Genomic DNA, 17,886 nt, shown 5'->3' on the forward strand with positions numbered 1-17,886 from the left:
ATGAGAATGGATTAGTCACATCGTTCATTTTTATCGGTCCTTTTTTCATAAAGGTGAATAAGCTCATATGCTCCCTCTAGTGCGGTTAAGCTTCCATGCTCCGTTCTTGTTTGAATATCATAAAAATATTTTTTCACTTCTTCATTTTCATAAAAAGAATTCCATAAATACTCTCTCACAAGACTTTCTAACCAAACATTTGACTGCTTCATTCTATTTTCGTAAAAAAGATGTCTTTCTTTCATGTATGTTTTAAACTCACAAATGATATTCCATATTTCTTCTATTCCTTCATTATCTAATGAAGAGCACGAAACAGCTTTAGGCTCCCATCCATCTTGATTGCTATGCAATAAATGAAGAGAAAGCTCATACTCTTTTCGAGTGAGGAGCGCTTGTTGTTTATTATTCCCATCCGCTTTATGAACACATAGAAGATCTGCAAGCTCTAAAATTCCTCGTTTCATCTGTTGAAGCTCGTCTCCTCCTCCTGTTAAAACAAGCAGAATGAAAAAATCAACAAGCTCTCGAACTTCTGTCTCACCTTGCCCAACTCCTACTGTTTCAACAAAAATAACGTCATATCCTGCTGCTTCACATAAAAGGATGCTTTCTCTCGTTTTATAGTGAACGCCACCAAGCTTTCCACCAGATGGAGACGGTCTAATAAACGCTCTCTTGTTTCTTGCTAATTCACTCATTCTTGTTTTATCTCCTAAAATACTTCCTCCTGAAACAGTGCTGCTCGGGTCAACTGCCAATACAGCAACATGATATCCATTGTTACAAAGATATGTTCCAAGCGTTTCAATAAACGTACTTTTTCCTGCGCCAGGAACGCCGCTTACCCCAATTCTAATCGAGTTTCCAGAAAGATGGTGAATAGCTTTTAGAATAGCTTCGGCCTTTTTTCTATGTTTTGCCGCATTACTTTCTATAAGCGTAATGGTTTGAGCTAAGAGAGCGCGATCGCCATTTTTAATTCCTTCTATATATTCACTAACCGTTTTCTTCCTCACCTACTCTCCCTCAATTCTTTTTATAATCTCTTTTAATACGTTTTCAGCAGCTTCCGGAATCACGGTTCCAGGCCCAAAAATAGTAGCTGCTCCTTCTTTATATAAAAAAGCGTAATCTTCCTTTGGAATCACTCCACCTACAATAACAACAATATCTTCCCGTCCTTGTGCTTTTAACTCGCTCATTAATTTGGGAAGTAATGTTGTATGTCCTGCTGCAAGCGAGCTCATTCCGATAACATGAACGTCATTTTCAATTGCTTGACAAGCTGTCTCTTCAGGTGTTTGGAAAAGAGGACCAATGTCAACATCAAATCCTAAATCTGCAAAAGCACTGCCGATGACTTTTGCGCCTCTGTCATGTCCGTCTTGCCCCATTTTCGCGATTAAAATACGTGGTCTTCTTCCTTCTTCTTCGTAAAATAGAGAAGTTTGCTTACGAACATTTGCAATCTTCTCTTTTTCTGAAAATGATTGGCTATAAACACCGCTGACTGATTTTGTTACAGCTTGAAAACGGCCACTCGTTTTTTCAATAGCGTACGAAATTTCACCGAGCGTTGCTCGCGCTCTAGCAGCCTCAACAGCAAGCTCTAGTAAATTTCCCTTTCCTGTTTCGGCTGCATTTGTTAAAAGAGAGAGCGTTTTGTTTACTCCTTCTTCATTCCGTTCTCTTTTTAGTGTTTGTAGCCTAGCCATCTGCTTTTCTCTTACTTTCGTGTTGTCAATTTTTAAAATCTCAAGCGGATCTTCGTTTTCATTTTTATATTTATTAACGCCGACAATCACTTCTTCACCTGAATCAATTTGGGCTTGACGTCTTGCAGCCCCTTCTTCAATTTTTAGCTTAGGCCATCCTGCTTCAATGGCTTTTAACATGCCGCCAAGTTCATTCATTTCTTTTAGATGCTCTCTCGCTCGCATAATAAGCTCATTTGTTAATTTTTCAACATAGTAAGAACCGCCCCATGGATCAATCACATTTGTGATTCCTGTCTCTTCTCGGAGATAAAGCTGAGTTGTTCGAGCAATCTCGGCTGAAAAGTCAGTTGGAAGTGCAATTGCTTCATCAAGCGCATTTGTGTGAAGAGATTGTGTACCACCCAAAACTGCAGAAAGAGCTTCAAGACACGTTCTTGCTACATTGTTAAACGGATCTTGTGCTGTTAAACTCCATCCTGATGTTTGTGAATGTGTCCGGAGCATAAGTGATTTTGGATTTTTCGGCGAAAACGGCCCAATCAACTCCGCCCATAGAAAACGCGCGGCTCTCATCTTAGCTATCTCCATAAAATAATTCATGCCAATTCCCCAGAAAAAAGACAATCTTGGAGCAAAAGAGTCAATATCAATACCAGCTTCTATTCCTGTTTTAACGTACTCTAAACCATTTGCTAGGGTGTAAGCGAGCTCAACGTCTGCTGGGGCTCCTGCTTCTTGCATATGATATCCTGAAATGCTAATGCTATTAAACTTCGGCATATGTTTAGATGTGTAGGAGAAAATATCGGCAATAATTTTCATTGACATCGTTGGAGGATAAATGTAAGTATTGCGAACCATATACTCTTTTAAAATATCGTTTTGAATTGTACCAGAAAGCTTCGCACGCTCAACTCCTGCTTCCTCAGCAACTACAATATAAAAAGCCATAACAGGAAGCACTGCACCGTTCATTGTCATCGAAACAGACATCTTATCAAGAGGAATGCCGTCAAATAAGATTTTCATATCCAAAATGGAGTCAACCGCAACTCCTGCTTTGCCAACATCACTTTCAACACGAGGATGATCAGAATCATATCCTCGATGTGTTGCAAGATCAAAGGCAATGCTAAGCCCTTTTTGTCCCCCTGCAAGGTTTCGCTTGTAGAAGGCATTGCTTTCCTCAGCTGTAGAGTAACCTGCATACTGTCTTATTGTCCAAGGCTTTGTTGTATACATTGTAGGATATGGACCTCTCACATATGGAGAAACTCCTGGCGCTGTATGAAGATGTTCAAAGTTCTCTTCCATATACATGGTGTAAATATCAATGTTTTCCACTGTTTTTCTTGTTTTAAGAGATACGGGTAAAATCTTCTCTTCATGTATTAAGAACGGTTTTTTGAAGGAAGGTCTTTTGTACATGCTTCGTCTCCTTTCAACGTTTCTATAAACAAAGCAAGCTTTGATAAAATATCCTCTTCTTTACATAGAAAGAGGCTGGATTTTCTAGGTACTTCATCCAATGCAAAAACAATTCGTTTATCAAACTGAAAAACAGAAGGAAGGTCGAACTGTTGATACAGTTCATTCTTTCCGCATAAAATATAGAAAGGTGAAAAATCTTCTTTTAAAAAGCTTTTTAAATCTTCTACTGTCGATAACACTGCACTTTCCTGCACCGTAAATCCAACAGATGTAAATATTCTAGAAAAAAATGTGATTTCTTCCTGCTCTTTATGAAGAAGTAATAGTGTAATGTGTCGTTTAGAAGGTGGCAAGGTGGCTAATATGCTGCTTCTTAGTTTTTCATAAGGAAATGCTCTTCTGTTTTCATTTAAAATAAAGAGCGATGGATTTTCCGTTCCGTTTATATAATCTGTTGTCCCTACAATTGTAATATTTCCCTTTTGGATTTCCCTTTGCTCTTTATCATGTATAATCGCTATTTCTCGCTGCCATGTTCCTTTTTTTAACGTATTAGCCATTCCTCCATCTTTTTCGATTGTTTGAAAATGACTCCAAGCTTTTTCGGCAAACTCTGCTGTTAAATTTTCAAGATAATAAGATCCTCCACCTCCATCTAATACGCAGGAAATTCCTGTTTCATAATAAAGAATGTGATGAAGGTTAAGAGCCATCCGAACCCCAAGAGGCGAGTTTCGCTCATAAGGCTCAATATATAAACTGTCCACTCCTCCTAATAGAGCTGAAAGAGATTCTGTTGTTGTACGAAGTAAGTTTGTATAAGTCATGTAGGCTGTTTTATTACGAGAAGATGTTTTAGCATGAATATGTGGAAAGATAGAAGTTGAATTAGGAATGTGAAAACATTCTAGAAGATGAATCCAAAGCGTTCGAAACGCCCTGATTTTTGCTATTTCTTGAAAAAATTCGTTACCTATAGAAAAAGTGAATGCTATTTTTTGTGCGGTTTTTTCAGGCGATATTCCGCGTTTTGCAAAAGCATCTATATAATCACACGCAACAGCAATAGCACTTGCAAGCTGCTGAGTAACGGTTGCTCCATCCTGTTCATATGTAGAGGCATCTACAATAAGCAGTTTCCTACTTTCTTCTCTATCAATATAAAAAAGAGGCAAAAGCTCGTCATAAGCTTTCTCTAATAAAAAAGAAGCTGAAGCATAATATTCACCAAGCGGGTCGCTCCCAATGATGCCTTTCATTTGTAGGGAAGCGTATTTTTGAAGAAAAGAAGCTAAATTTAAAGAAGGTTGCTTAATAAAAAAATAGGAATCTTTTTTTCTTATATTTTCTAGATATGGCGATGCGTCAATGTTTTCATGTAAGTAAAGAAAACGAGCTTCCTCTCCGTCACGTTGATAAGACGAAAAGTCTTCTGGTATGAGTGCAATCCTCCATGGCTGTTCACTATACGGACTAGAACGGTGTGTTCTTGTAAAAAGGGATGGAGCCGCTCCCTTCCAGTAAAGTGGTTCAATTTTGATTGAATCAAGGGTCTGTGAACAAATAGACTCCCATTCTCTATCTTTTAATGTTTTTTTAGCTAGTGAAAGCCAAGCATTCTCTAAAACGCTTTCATTTTGCTTCATCACATTTTCCTCCTTCTTTATTCTCTATGATAAAGAAAGATAGCTTATATAAGCTATCTTTCTTGTTTTGAGAACTTTTAGTAAAGAGCTGTCTCGGATGAAATGTTTTCAATAATTTCTTTAATTCGCGCTAGAAATCTTCCGCAAACAAGACCGTCTAAGACACGATGATCTAACGATAAGCAAATGTTTACCATATCGCGAATTGCAATCATATTATTGATTACAACAGGACGCTTAACAATTGTTTCAACTTGTAAAATAGCTGCTTGTGGGTAATTAATAATTCCCATAGACTGAACAGAACCAAATGAACCTGTATTGTTCACTGTAAATGTCCCACCTGTCATATCGTCTGAAGTGAGCTTTCCGCTACGCGTCTTAGCTGCTAACTCACTAATTTCCCGTGCAATGCCTTTAATTGTTTTTTCATCAGCATGTTTAATGACTGGAACATATAAGGCATCATCTGTTGCTACAGCAATCGAAATGTTAACATCTCTTTTTTGGACAATCTTATCTCCTGCCCACATTGAATTCACTTCTGGGAATTCTTTAAGAGCTTGCGCAACAGCTTTTACGAAGAAAGCAAAGAACGTTAAATTGATGCCTTCTTTTTCACGGAAGGAAGCTTTTACGCTCTCACGATAATTAACAAGGTTTGTTGCATCAACTTCAACCATTGTCCAAGCATGAGGTGCTTCATGTTTGCTGCGAACCATATTAGAAGCAATAGCTTTACGAACAGAAGTAAGCGGAATTTCCTTGTCTCCATTGCTAACAGAAAAAGGTGTGCTTTCTGTTATTTTAGGTGGTTCAGGTGTTTTCTCGACGTTTGATTCTTGTTTTGGCTTTGTATCAGGTACGGAAGTCTCAGATTTGACACCGCCGCTATTAATGATTTTTGTTATATCTTTACGTGTAATACGGCCACCAGCACCTGTCCCTACAACCTTTGTTAAATCAATATTATGTTCTTGTGAAAGGCGCAGAACTGCTGGTGAATAGCGCGTTTTCGCACTCTCGTCTTTTGGTTTTTCGCTTTCTTTTTCGCTTGGTTTCTCAGCTGTCTCTTCTTTATTCTCAGCTGAAGATCCTTCTACTTCGATATAACAAATAGTTTCGCCAACAGGAATTGTTTCCCCTTCTTTTGCAACAATTTCTGTAATTTTCCCTTCAAAGCTTGAGGGAACTTCTGCTGTTACTTTATCTGTTGTTACTTCTGCAATAGGATCGTATTTTTGAACTGTGTCACCGGCAGAAATAAGCCACGATGAAATGGTTCCTTCTGTGACGCTTTCACCGAGCTGTGGCATCGTCATTTTTTCGATTGCCATTCTTTTCCCTCCTTTTAAAACTCTGCAAGCTCACGCATTGCTTTTTCAATTTTATCTGGATTCATCATAAAGAATTTTTCCATTGTTGGAGCATACGGCATTGCCGGAACATCTGGTCCTGCTAAACGTTTAATTGGTGCATCAAGATCAAACAAACAATTTTCTGCAATGATAGCCGATACTTCTCCAATAATGCTTCCTTCTAGATTATCCTCTGTTACAAGCAGCACTTTTCCTGTTTTAGAAGCTGCTTCAATAATTGCTTCTTTATCTAATGGGTAAACCGTTCTTAAATCCAAAACATGAACAGAAATACCGTCTGCTGCCAGCTTTTCTGCTGCTTGAAGTGCAAAATGAACGCAAAGGCCATATGTAATGACCGTAATATCTTCTCCTTCACGCTTAACGTCTGCTTTATCAAGTGGCACAACGTACTCTTCTTCTGGAACTTCTCCTTTAATTAAGCGATATGCACGCTTATGCTCTAAAAACAGAACAGGATCATCATCTCTAATAGCAGCTTTTAGCATCCCTTTCACATCATACGGTGTTGAAGGCATGACAATCTTAAGACCAGGCTGATTAGCGAAAACTGCTTCAACAGATTGGGAGTGGTAAAGGGCACCGTGAACACCGCCTCCATAAGGAGCACGAATTGTAATCGGACAATTCCAATCATTGTTAGAGCGATAGCGAATTTTCGCTGCTTCTGAAATAATTTGGTTTACAGCAGGCATAATAAAATCTGCAAACTGCATTTCAGCAATCGGACGCATTCCATACATTGCCGCCCCTATTCCAACCCCTGCAATAGCAGATTCGGCAAGTGGCGTATCCAGTACGCGAGCTTCTCCAAATTTTTCATAAAGCCCTTGTGAAGCTTTAAATACGCCTCCTTTTACACCTACATCTTCTCCTAATAAAAATACTTTTTCATCTCTTTCCATCTCTTCTCTCATTGCGGCTGTAATAGCTTCAATATAAGAAATTACCGGCATTTTTCTTCCTCCTCTACTCACCGTATACGTATTTCAAAGCATGCTCTCCATCAGCATATGCTGCTTTTTCAGCATAGTCTGTTGCATCATTTATAATATCCATGATTTCTTTTAGCAGCTCTTCTTCTTTTTCGTCTGTTAGAAGTCCTTCTTCACGTAAATATGTTGCGAATTTAACAACTGGATCATCTTGTTTTGCTGCTTCAAGCTCTTCTTTTGCACGATAGCTTTTATCATCATCATCACTTGAGTGAGCCGTTAGACGATGTGAAACAGCTTCAATTAGTGTTGGTCCTTCCCCACTTCGTGCCCGATCAGCCGCTCTTTTCGTTGCTTCATAAACATCAAAAACATCTGTCCCGTCTACTGTATAACCAGGCATTCCGTACCCAGCCGCACGATCAGATACTTTCTCACATCCTAATTGCTTATCTGTTGGAACAGAAATCGCGTATTTATTATTTTCACACATTAAAATAACAGGTAACTTATGAACGCCTGCAAAGTTTGCTCCTTCATGAAAATCTCCTTGATTTGAAGAGCCTTCTCCAAATGTTACAAACGATACGAAGTTTTTCCCCTGCATCTTCGCCCCAAGCGCAATTCCTACTGCATGCGGAACCTGAGTTGTTACAGGAGAAGAGCCTGTAACAATGCGGTGCTTTTTACTGCCAAAGTGACCAGGCATCTGGCGTCCCCCTGAGTTTGGATCTTCACCTTTTGCAAAGCTTGCAAGCATTAAATCACGAGTTGTCATTCCAAATGCAAGTACAACACCTAAATCACGATAATACGGCGAAATGTAATCTTCTTCCCGATTGAGCGCATACGCCGCTCCGATTTGCGTTGCTTCCTGTCCTTGACATGAAATAACAAACGGAATTTTCCCCGCTCTATTTAATAGCCACATGCGCTCATCGATTTTTCTTGATAAGAGCATTGTTCTGTACATTTCTAAAACATTTTCATCTGTTAAGCCAAGTGATTTATGACGATTCTCTGCCATATAACCGCCTCCTTTAAATTAAAAGTGTATTGCTTTACCATCAACGCTAAGCGCTGCTTCACCAAGTACTTCTGATAAACTTGGATGCGGGTGCACCGCATGAGCCATTTCCCATGGTGTTGCATCAAGAACTTTAGCTAAACCTGCTTCTGAAATAAGCTCTGTCACATTTGGACCAATAAGATGAACACCTAATATGTCATCTGTTTCCTTGTCAGCAATGATCTTTGCAAACCCTGATTCTTCCCCTGAGATCAGCGCTTTACCAACTGCTTGAAATGGAAACTTTCCAATTTTCACCTGAAATCCATTTTTAATGGCTTCTTCTTCTGTTAAGCCAACGCTTGCAGCCTGTGGTGAACTGTATACACATCTCGGGATATCTTTCGAACGCATCAGTATAGGTGTTCGTCCAGCAATATGTTCAACTGCTTTTATTCCTTCATGTGATGCAACATGTGCAAGCTGAAGACCACCGATAACATCACCAATCGCGTAAATATGTGATTCTTTCGTTTGATAGTATTCATTTGTCATAATAAAACCGCGATCAAGCTCAATGCTTGTATTTTCGATCCCTATTCCTTCTGTATTTGCTTTTCTTCCAACAGATAAAAGAAGTTTTTCACCTTTAAACGTTTGCTTCCCATTACTTGTTTGAGCTTCAATTACAACTTCAGCTTCTTTTTGAAGCGTTTCTGGCAGCACTTCTGCTCCTGTTACAATTTCAACTCCTCTGCTTACTAAAGCACGGTGCATCTCTTTTGATACATCCTCATCTTCTGTTGGAAGAATACGTTCGCTATATTCTACAATTGTGACCGAAACTCCGAAGTCACATAACATCGAGGCCCATTCGACTCCAATTACGCCTCCTCCAACAATAATGATGGATGTTGGCAGGTTCTCCATTTTCAGCGCCTCATCTGACGTAATCACTTTTTCTCCGTCCACATCAATGTTTGGTAGTGTATTAGGTCTTGAACCTGTTGCTAAGATTACGTTTTTAGGAATGAGTACTTCGTTTTCATCTCCGTTTGCAAATTCTACTGAAATAGAACCTGCCATTGGCGAGAAGATGGACGGTCCAAGCATGCGGCCTGTTCCTTCATAAACGTCAATTTTCCCTTTTTTCATCAAATATTGAACACCGCTATAAAGCTTTTCTACAATTTGTTCTTTTCGCTGTTGAACTTTTGAAAAGTCAAGCTTCACTTGTGATGAAAGAATTCCATAATCTTCGCTATGTTTAGCTGTTTGAAAGACTTCTGCACTTTTTAAAAGCGCTTTGCTTGGAATACACCCTGCATGAAGGCATGTTCCTCCAAGTTTATTTTTTTCTACAATTGCCGTTGATAAGCCAAGCTGTGACGCGCGAATGGCTGCTACATACCCACCTGTTCCGCCTCCGACAATGACCACATCGTACTCTTTTGACAACGTAGTTCACCTTCTTTTTGAAAAATTTGTATTCACTTCTATTTCTTTTGGATATTTTTTTGCCCGTTCTTCTCCTCGAAGCACTCGAAGCGCTCCTTCTGTTAAGGCTTGAAGTTCGTTTTCACCAGGATATACACTAACGTCTGCTATCCAGCTTATTCGTTCTGTAATATCAGCTACAAGCTCTTTTCCATATGCGAGTCCGCCTGTTAATAAAATGGCATCCACTTTCCCTTTAAGTACAGTGCTTGCAGACCCGATTTCTTTTGCAACTCCATAGCTCATAGCTTCAAAAATTAAGCGAGCTTTCTCATTTCCTTGTCGAATCATCTCTATCACTTTTACTGCATCATTTGTTCCAAGATGGCCATAAAGTCCACCTTGACCAACAAGCATTTTCATCACTTCTTCACGGTAGTACTCTCCTGAAAAACAAATGCGAACTAAATCTCCAGCAGGAACCGTGCCTGCGCGCTCTGGACTAAATGGACCATCTCCGTGAAGACCATTATTTACGTCAACGACTTTTCCGTGGTTGTGTGCTCCAACGGTAATTCCTCCACCCATATGAGCAATAATTAAGTTAAGATCTTCATACTTTTTATGAACCGTTTTGGCATATCTTCTTGCTACTGCTTTTTGGTTCAAAGCGTGAAAAATACTTGTTCGTTCAATACCAGGAAGTCCTGAAACGCGTGCTAGATCACTTAGTTCATCAACTACAACTGGATCTACAATATAAGCCTTAATATTTAGTGACTGAGCAATGTGGTGAGCAATAATGCCTCCTAAATTTGAAGCATGCTGTCCTGCATACCCTACTTTCAAATCTTCTAGCATTGCTTCATTAACGGTATACGTACCGCCTTCAATAGGACGTAATAAGCCACCACGTGCACAAACGGCATCAATTTTTGATAAGTTAATTCCTTCTCTATGAAGAAGCTCAACAATCTTTTGTTTTCTGAAATCATACTGATCATTGATTGTCTCAAAAGGAGCTAATTCTTCTTGATTATGTCGAATCGTTTCTTCAAAAAGCGGTACTTCATCGTGAAACACCCCGATTTTTGTTGATGTTGAACCAGGATTGATAACGAGTATTCGATACATAGATTGTGACAAAGCAGATCCCCCTTATTGTAAAGTGACGCTCAAATAAGCTATGTAATATTCTCCTCTCCCAATGAGAAAGAGGGGATAAGGCCGTCACCATCTCCCCCCTAATTTTCTACATTCTGGAGCGACGCGTTAATATATGATGTTCATTTTGTAGAAATTGGCTTCGTGAATTTCTCATTCGAGCAATTCGCTCCTCTGCTAAGCGATCTGCTGCTTTGTATGAAGGGATGTTATCTCGCTCTGAGATTAATAATACTCTTTCAATGTTGTCATAGACGCCTTCTACTTTTTTTAAAGCACGCTCTCTGTTATAGCCTTCTAGTTCATCTGCAACATTGATAACTCCTCCTGCATTAATAACATAGTCAGGAGCATAAATGATTCCCATTGTATGAAGAACATCTCCGTGTCGAGACTCTTTGAGCTGATTGTTAGCAGCGCCTGCAATAACTTTTGCTTTTAATTTGGGAATTGTTTGATCATTAAGCGTTGCACCTAACGCACAAGGAGCGTAAATATCGCATTCTACACTATAAATGTCGTCTATTTCAACAGCTTTTGCCTGAAACTCTTCCACAACGCGTTTTACAGCCTCTTTATTTAAATCTGTCACGATAAGCTTTGCACCTTCATGATGAAGATGTTTACAAAGATGATAAGCCACATTGCCAACACCTTGAACGGCAACTGTTTTTCCTGCCAAACTATCGCTTCCATATGCTGCTTTCACTGCCGCTTTCATTCCTTTATAAACTCCGTATGCCGTAACAGGAGAAGGGTTACCAGAGGAACCGAACGCGGGAGAAATGCCTGTGACATAGTTTGTTTCTTGATAGATAATATCCATATCTTCTACTGTTGTGCCAACATCTTCTGCTGTAATATAGCGACCATTAAGTCCTTGAATGTAGCGACCAAATGCTCGAAACATTTCCTCATTTTTATCCTTTTTTGGATCCCCAATAATAACAGTCTTGCCTCCACCTAGATTCAAGCCTGCTGCTGCATTTTTATATGTCATTCCTCTCGCTAATCGGAGCGCATCTTCTATCGCATCTTCTTCAGAAGCGTACGTCCACATTCTTGTCCCCCCTAATGCTGGACCAAGTGTTGTATCGTGAATTGCAATAACAGCTTTTAAGCCAGACTGCTTATCTTGACAGATAACAAGCTGTTCATAATCATACTTCTCCATATAGCTGAAGATTCCCATCATGTTTCCTCCCTGCTTTCATGTTGTGAAATACAAATGGCTAAGGCTAGGGAATGAAGTTTGCTCTCGGCTGAATCTGCTCTAGATGTTAAAACAATAGGAGCTTTTGCTCCAGCGATAATCGCGCCAACTCTTGCTTTAGCGAAATAGATAAGTGATTTGTATAAAATATTCCCTGACTCAATATTTGGAGCCAGTAAAATATCGGCACGACCGGCCACCTTTCCACCAATCCCTTTATGCTCTGCAGCATAAGGCGAAATAGCATTGTCAAGTGCAAAGGGACCTTCAACAAAACAATTTGTTTCCTGTTGAAACATTTCTACAAGCTCTTTTGCGTGAAGGGTTGCGGGCATGTTTTGGTTCACAACTTCAACACTTGCTAAAACAGCTACCTTTGGATAATCCAAACCGATCGCATGAGCTACAGAAACTGCATTTTTAATGATTTGACTTTTTTCCGAAACAGTTGGGGCAATATTCATTGCCGCATCTGTAATAATGATTGGTCGTTCATATATCGGCACTTCAAACAAAGCAACATGAGACAATACTCGACTTGTTCGCAAGCCAAACTGTTTATCTAAAGCTGCTTTCAAAATGGTTTTAGTAGGGATATTTCCCTTCATCAAAACATCTGCTGTCTTGTTGTGAACAGCTTTAACAGCTTTATAAGCTGCTTCTTCAGGAGATGTTGCTGAAATAATATTAATCGCTTTGTTGTTCAAAAGATCAGAATCTACACGCTCTATCAAAGAAAGAAGTTTTTTTTCATCGCCATAGAGTTGAAAATGAGCTACTTCATTCTTGTTTGCTTCGCGTACAGCTTTGATAACTTCCATATCTTCCGCAGCAGCTACTGCTACTGTTACTCTATTTTCTTTTGCTTGGGCAATCAGCCTTGTGAGAGTACTCATAAAATAACCTTTACCTTTCGTTTAAAGTTTTAACAAAGTGAAGATTTCTCAACCAGAAAGTTGTAAACTTACTTTGTTTTTTACGAGATACGAGCAAATTTGCTCTACTCTCTATACTTATTGCAAAAAGCGTGCCAGCACTATATGTATGAAATATCACTCGTTGAAAAAGAAAAAACATGCAATAAATTGCAGGTTGAGCAATTTACTGCATGCAAATTATAACATGAATTTTATTTTTGTGTAGAATTTAGAGCTGATATTTTTCTAGTTTATAGTAAAAAGAGCGAATGGAGATGCCAAGTTGCTTTGCTGTTTTTGTTCTGCTTCCTTTATTTTCTGCTAAGGCTTGGGCTAAAATTTTCTTTTCATGCTCTTCTAAAAGAACGGCTAACGACTTATCTGTTGCTACTTTCTTTTCATCGTTTGAAGCTACCTTTTTCTTTCTTTCAAGAGTCGGAATATGTTCAACATCTATCAATTGTTCATTCATTTCCATGTAAATAATTGCTCTTCCTAACACATTTTCAAGCTCACGAACATTACCTGGCCAATCATACGATTGCAAATAAGCTAGCGTTCTATCTGTAATTCCTTCTACATTGCGTCCATAATCAGCATTAATTTTTCGAATTAAGTGATCACAAAGCTCTTTAATATCTTTTTTGCGCTCGCGTAAAGGAGGAATTTGAATCGGAATTTGGCTTAAACGATAATATAAATCTTCTCGTATTTTACCTTCTGTAATACCTCGTTCAAGATTGACATTTGTAGCTGCAATAACCCTTACGTCAATTGGTTTTGGCACAGTACTGCCAACACGGATGATTTCACTATCTTGTAGAACACGTAAAAGCTTTGCTTGCGTATTTGCCGAAAGTTCCCCAATTTCGTCTAGAAAGATACTTCCGTTATGAGCTTCTTCAAAAAGCCCTCTCTTTCCCCCTCTCTTTGCACCTGAAAATGCTCCTTCTTCATAACCAAAAAGTTCACTTTCAAGTAAAGATTCGGGGATAGCCGCACAGTTCACTCTAACAAATTTGTTATATTTTCGGTCACTTTCATTATGAATAGCATGCGCAAAAAGTTCTTTTCCCGTTCCAGATTCTCCTCTTAGGAGCACTGTAGCAGGCGTCTTTGCCGCTAACTTTGCCTGCTGAATCGAGAGCATGAATGCTTCTGATGAACCAATGATATCTTCAAATGCATATTTCGCTTCAAGCGTACGAATGATTTGGCGCGCTCTTTTCAAAGCATTCGTTAACTCTGTAATTTCAGATACATCATGGATAACACCAACGCTTCCTTTTAAAATTCCGTCTACAATAATTGGTGCCACGTTCACGAAAACATCACGCTTATGTGGACCAACTTTCATACGAACGCGGCGGACAGGACGACGTGTTTTAAGCACTTTCATATGCATGCTTTCCCCTTCTGAAATATCTGCCGTTGCCGGAAGACCGATTACATCTTCTTCTTTTAATCCTGTCATCTTTGTATATGCTTTATTAATTAAAATACCGTGTCCTTTTTCATCCACAACAGAGATTGCTTCTTCAGAAGATTGGATAATTGCTTGAAGCATTGTTTGAAGTTCTTTTACATTTGTAAGCTCTTCTGCTAAATGAGCAACATCTGTCACATCTTTAAAAATTGAAAAAGCTCCGTAAAGATGTCCTTTCTCATCCACAAGAGGAACACGTGATGTGATGATATTTCTCCCGTTATCAAGAGTGAATTTTTGATCTTTATCAACTCGTCTTGTATGAAGAGTTTCAATAAGCTCACTTGATGGCATTGTTTCATGAATATGCTTACCAACAACGTCCTTTGCTTTTAAATTGGTCATATGCTCTGCACTTTCATTTAAAAGAGTCACAATCCCTTTTTCATCAATCGCGATCATTCCGTCATGTGTTGCATTAAAAATGAGCTCTTGTTTATATGATTCTTGCTGCAGAGTTTCAATAAGTTCTTCCTTATCCTCAAGCAGAGAAGCAATAATGAAAGCAACTGTTCCTGGAATAAGAACAGTATGATTGTGTTTTTTTGCTCGTATTTTTTGAAATACGCTCTCATCTCCTGTTGTATCAATAACAATATCAACAGCCTCTGTTAAAAAAGAACTCCATTCTCTTCCTGTTGAGATTCGTTCCTTTTGTGCGAGTAACACCCCCTCTGCCCATTCGTTATAGTCAATCATTCCGATTACTTTAAATGAATCGGACTGGAGAAGCAATTTAAGAAGAGAAGTCCCTCCTTTTCCACCTCCAACAATTAATACATTTTGCATTAACATCACCTTATCGTTTATAAAAGTCGTTTTACTTTTTTCTAAAAAAGGATAAGCAAATCAAAAACTCGAATATATTTATATCGACGCCTTTAAGGAAAGGAGCATACTTTATATGATTCGTATTATTGCTTTGCTTGTTATGGTTATCCCAGGGGTTATTGCTGCATTTGGGATTAAATTGATGCGAGATATGCTTTTTGGTCAAACTGTCGAACCTTTTACTTCCCTTCCACTGCAATTTTTCATAGGCTTTATTCTATTTGCAAGCGGCCTAAGCTTTGTAGCAGGATTTGTTCTTTATCGCGATCGGAAACGAAAAAAAGTTCAGCGACGCTTTCAACGGCCTTGGAAGTAGATGAACAAAAAAGGCGGGAAATAGCCGCCTTTTAGTCGTTATTTCAATAACTCAATAGCCCTTTTAGGATAATCTGTCACAATTGCATCACATCCAGCTTTTTTCATTTCTAGCATTTCCTCTTTTTTATTCACTGTGTAAGGACGGACTTTAAGACCTTCTTTATGAGCTGCTTTAACAACAACCTCTGTAACGTTCCTACTATTTGGATGAAGACCATCACTTCCTAGATGTTTTGCATAGTGCCACGGTTCAAAAAGTTTATGGGAATACAAAACAGCTGTTTCAAAACGAGAATCATAGCTAAGTACGCGTGCCAAACTATTATGATTAAAAGAAGAAAAAACAATTCGATCTTTCAATCCATATTGATGAACTAAATCAATCACTTTCCACTCCAAAAGCGGATATTCGATAACATTATTTTTCAATTCAATATTTATAAAAAACGTTTCTTCCTTTGCCCATTCAAACACTTCAGGCAATGATGGAACCATACATTTATTATGCTCTTTAAACTTATATTTTGCATTTAACTTGCGAATATCTTTGTAAGTGAGTTCCCCTATGTATCCTTTGCCATCTGTTGTTCTGTCTACTGTTTCATCATGAATAACAATAATTTCTCCGTCTTTTGAAAGGTGAACATCAAGTTCAATTCCACTTGCACCTTCTTCAATTGCTCGTTGAAATGAAACCATTGTATTCTCAGGACATGTTCCTGCTGCACCACGGTGGCCGATAATTTCCATACTTCTCACTCCCTTAAGTTTTTGCATATTCTGTACGCTTTTACTTTACATGATTTTCAGTAAATGTTCTACTGCTAGAAGCATTCCTTTCCTTTTCCGCTCACACAAAAAAGCTAACCACAAGTAAGTGGTTAGCTTTTTTCATTAGTTATAGAAAGAAACTCGTTCTGCTAATGGTTTGAACGTTTTCTCACCTGGTGCGCTAGTTGGCTTCCCAAACGGCATTTGGGCAATCAATTTACAATTCCCTTGTACATTCCACTCATTCTTCACTTCTTCATCAATCAATGGATTGTAATGTTGAAGAGATGCGCCGTATCCCTCTACTTCCAGTGCTGTCCAAATAACGTGTTGCAACATTCCACTTGATTGTAAAGACCAGAGTGGAAAATTTTCTGCATATGATGGGAACTGTTCCTGAAGTGATTGGACAACATCCATATTTTCAAAAAACAGCACAGTCCCATAACCGCTTTTAAAGCCATTCATTTTATTTTCTGTTTCGCTAAAAGCATCTTCTGGCACAATTTTACGAAGCGTTTCTGTTGTAATATCCCAAAGTTTTTTATGGCTTTCCCCTGTTAATACGACAACAGATGCACTTTGCGAATTAAAAGAAGATGGTGTATGTTTTACAGCATGTTCAATAACTTCTTTCAATCTTTCATCTGAGATAACTTGCTCATTGCTAATCCCATAAATTGAACGTCGACTTTCTACAGCCTCATAAAAGTTAGTTCCTTTTGTTTCTTCTTGTGCACTTCCGAACACTTTTTGTAAAAATCCCATCGTTTCTCCTCCTTATATCAGAAAACTAATTTTATTTTATTTCCACTCTCGTCTTCGACTGTAAATACATCATCTTGTACTTTTACATGGAACCCAAGAGAAATTAATCTTTCAATCGCTTTGTCTCTTTGCTCTTTCGTATCGTAAAAAAGAGCAAATGATTTTAAACCTACATGTTCAGGTTGTGGATTTTTAGCATCCTTACCTGCCCAAACGTTAACTCCAATATGATGATGATAACGATGAAAAGAAAGAAAAAGCGCATGCCCTCCGTAATTCGTTACAATATCAAGACCTAAACCTTCTTTATAAAACTTCTCCGCTTCTTCAAGACTACGAACATGAAGATGGATATGTCCAATAAGAGTTTTATGCGGGAGACCTTTCCACTCTTCATCCTTTGGAAGCTCATTTAAAAGATTGTGTCCATCAAGTGGTTTTGTATCCATAACAACTTCATTATTTTGCCACTTCCATGTTGATGAATCACGATCAGCATACACTTCAATTCCGTTTCCATCTGGATCTGATAAATAAAGTGCTTCACTTACGAGGTGGTCAGATGCGCCAAGCTCAATGCCTTGTTTCAAAAAGTGCTTTAGAATTGAAGCTAAGTACATGCGTTCTGGTAATAAAATAGCAAAGTGATAAAGTCCTGTTGTTTTTCCTTGCTTTGGACTATAGTGTTCAAGCTCTTTTAAAGAAAGCAAACTTGTTTCACCATCTGCTGTCAGAAAAGCTTCTTTCTCCGTTTTTTTTAATACAGAAAATCCAATCACTTTTTTATAGAAAGAAAGGGATCGTTCTAAATTTTCAACTTTAAGTTCCACATGTTGAATTGGATAGCGTTGAAATTTCAT

15 protein-coding genes are annotated in these 17,886 nt (G+C 38.5%); 1 reads left to right on the top strand and 14 read right to left on the bottom strand.

Translation table 11 applies throughout. The features are described from left to right. Positions 1 to 11 precede the first annotated feature (11 nt). From meaB to ACK3CR_RS21695, 11 genes are all read right to left on the bottom strand, one after another. Positions 12 to 1,019, bottom strand: a complete 1,008-nt coding sequence (gene meaB, locus ACK3CR_RS21645; protein WP_243517799.1) for a methylmalonyl Co-A mutase-associated GTPase MeaB — start codon at positions 1,017 to 1,019, stop codon at positions 12 to 14. After that, positions 1,020 to 3,149, bottom strand: coding sequence for a methylmalonyl-CoA mutase (gene scpA, locus ACK3CR_RS21650; protein WP_488976099.1), 2,130 nt, complete (start codon positions 3,147 to 3,149; stop codon positions 1,020 to 1,022). Next, positions 3,113 to 4,798 (bottom strand): methylmalonyl-CoA mutase family protein, encoded by a 1,686-nt coding sequence (locus tag ACK3CR_RS21655; RefSeq protein WP_488976100.1) that lies wholly within the window; start codon positions 4,796 to 4,798, stop codon positions 3,113 to 3,115. The genes scpA and ACK3CR_RS21655 overlap by 37 nt, the downstream gene beginning before the upstream one ends. A 77-nt stretch (positions 4,799 to 4,875) precedes the next feature. Next, positions 4,876 to 6,135: a dihydrolipoamide acetyltransferase family protein gene (locus ACK3CR_RS21660; RefSeq protein ID WP_328122368.1), complete on the bottom strand. Its 1,260-nt coding sequence runs from the start codon at positions 6,133 to 6,135 to the stop codon at positions 4,876 to 4,878. A gap of 14 nt (positions 6,136 to 6,149) precedes the next feature. Further along, positions 6,150 to 7,133, bottom strand: coding sequence for an alpha-ketoacid dehydrogenase subunit beta (locus ACK3CR_RS21665; protein WP_019391564.1), 984 nt, complete (start codon positions 7,131 to 7,133; stop codon positions 6,150 to 6,152). Between the two features lie 13 nt (positions 7,134 to 7,146). Beyond that, positions 7,147 to 8,139 carry a thiamine pyrophosphate-dependent dehydrogenase E1 component subunit alpha gene (locus tag ACK3CR_RS21670; RefSeq protein WP_488976101.1) on the bottom strand — a complete coding sequence of 331 codons (993 nt, stop codon included), beginning with the start codon at positions 8,137 to 8,139 and terminating at the stop codon, positions 7,147 to 7,149. An 18-nt stretch (positions 8,140 to 8,157) separates the two neighbouring features. Beyond that, entirely contained in the window at positions 8,158 to 9,579 is a 1,422-nt protein-coding gene (gene lpdA / locus ACK3CR_RS21675; RefSeq protein WP_488976102.1) for a dihydrolipoyl dehydrogenase, read from the bottom strand. Positions 9,580 to 9,585: 6 nt separating this feature from the next. Then, positions 9,586 to 10,692 (bottom strand): butyrate kinase, encoded by a 1,107-nt coding sequence (gene buk, locus ACK3CR_RS21680; protein WP_410914307.1) that lies wholly within the window; start codon positions 10,690 to 10,692, stop codon positions 9,586 to 9,588. A 118-nt stretch (positions 10,693 to 10,810) separates the two neighbouring features. Beyond that, complete coding sequence (gene bcd, locus ACK3CR_RS21685; RefSeq protein WP_243517779.1) at positions 10,811 to 11,914, bottom strand: Leu/Phe/Val dehydrogenase; 1,104 nt, start codon at positions 11,912 to 11,914, stop codon at positions 10,811 to 10,813. Further along, the gene (yqiS, locus tag ACK3CR_RS21690; RefSeq protein WP_243517777.1) at positions 11,914 to 12,831 is read right to left on the bottom strand and encodes a phosphate butyryltransferase; all 918 of its coding nucleotides are present in this window, start codon (positions 12,829 to 12,831) and stop codon (positions 11,914 to 11,916) included. Before yqiS ends, bcd begins: the two co-directional genes overlap by 1 nt. Before the next feature lie 250 nt (positions 12,832 to 13,081). Then, a complete protein-coding gene (locus ACK3CR_RS21695; protein WP_243517775.1) occupies positions 13,082 to 15,127 on the bottom strand; it encodes a sigma-54 interaction domain-containing protein in 2,046 nt (681 codons plus the stop codon). Positions 15,128 to 15,242: 115 nt separating this feature from the next. Between ACK3CR_RS21695 and ACK3CR_RS21700 the strand changes: the two genes are divergently transcribed. After that, positions 15,243 to 15,485, top strand: a complete 243-nt coding sequence (locus tag ACK3CR_RS21700) for a DUF2627 domain-containing protein (RefSeq protein ID WP_019391557.1) — start codon at positions 15,243 to 15,245, stop codon at positions 15,483 to 15,485. Positions 15,486 to 15,523: 38 nt separating this feature from the next. Here the strand turns inward: ACK3CR_RS21700 and ACK3CR_RS21705 are convergent, their stop codons facing one another. The 3 genes from ACK3CR_RS21705 to ACK3CR_RS21715 form a co-directional block, all read right to left on the bottom strand. After that, the gene (locus tag ACK3CR_RS21705) at positions 15,524 to 16,237 is read right to left on the bottom strand and encodes a glycerophosphodiester phosphodiesterase (protein ID WP_061801930.1); all 714 of its coding nucleotides are present in this window, start codon (positions 16,235 to 16,237) and stop codon (positions 15,524 to 15,526) included. Between the two features lie 144 nt (positions 16,238 to 16,381). After that, positions 16,382 to 17,026: a nitroreductase family protein gene (locus tag ACK3CR_RS21710; protein WP_243517772.1), complete on the bottom strand. Its 645-nt coding sequence runs from the start codon at positions 17,024 to 17,026 to the stop codon at positions 16,382 to 16,384. Between the two features lie 17 nt (positions 17,027 to 17,043). Beyond that, complete coding sequence (locus tag ACK3CR_RS21715) at positions 17,044 to 17,886, bottom strand: VOC family protein (RefSeq protein WP_243517769.1); 843 nt, start codon at positions 17,884 to 17,886, stop codon at positions 17,044 to 17,046.

The organism is Priestia sp. TRM10 (genome assembly GCF_057808375.1).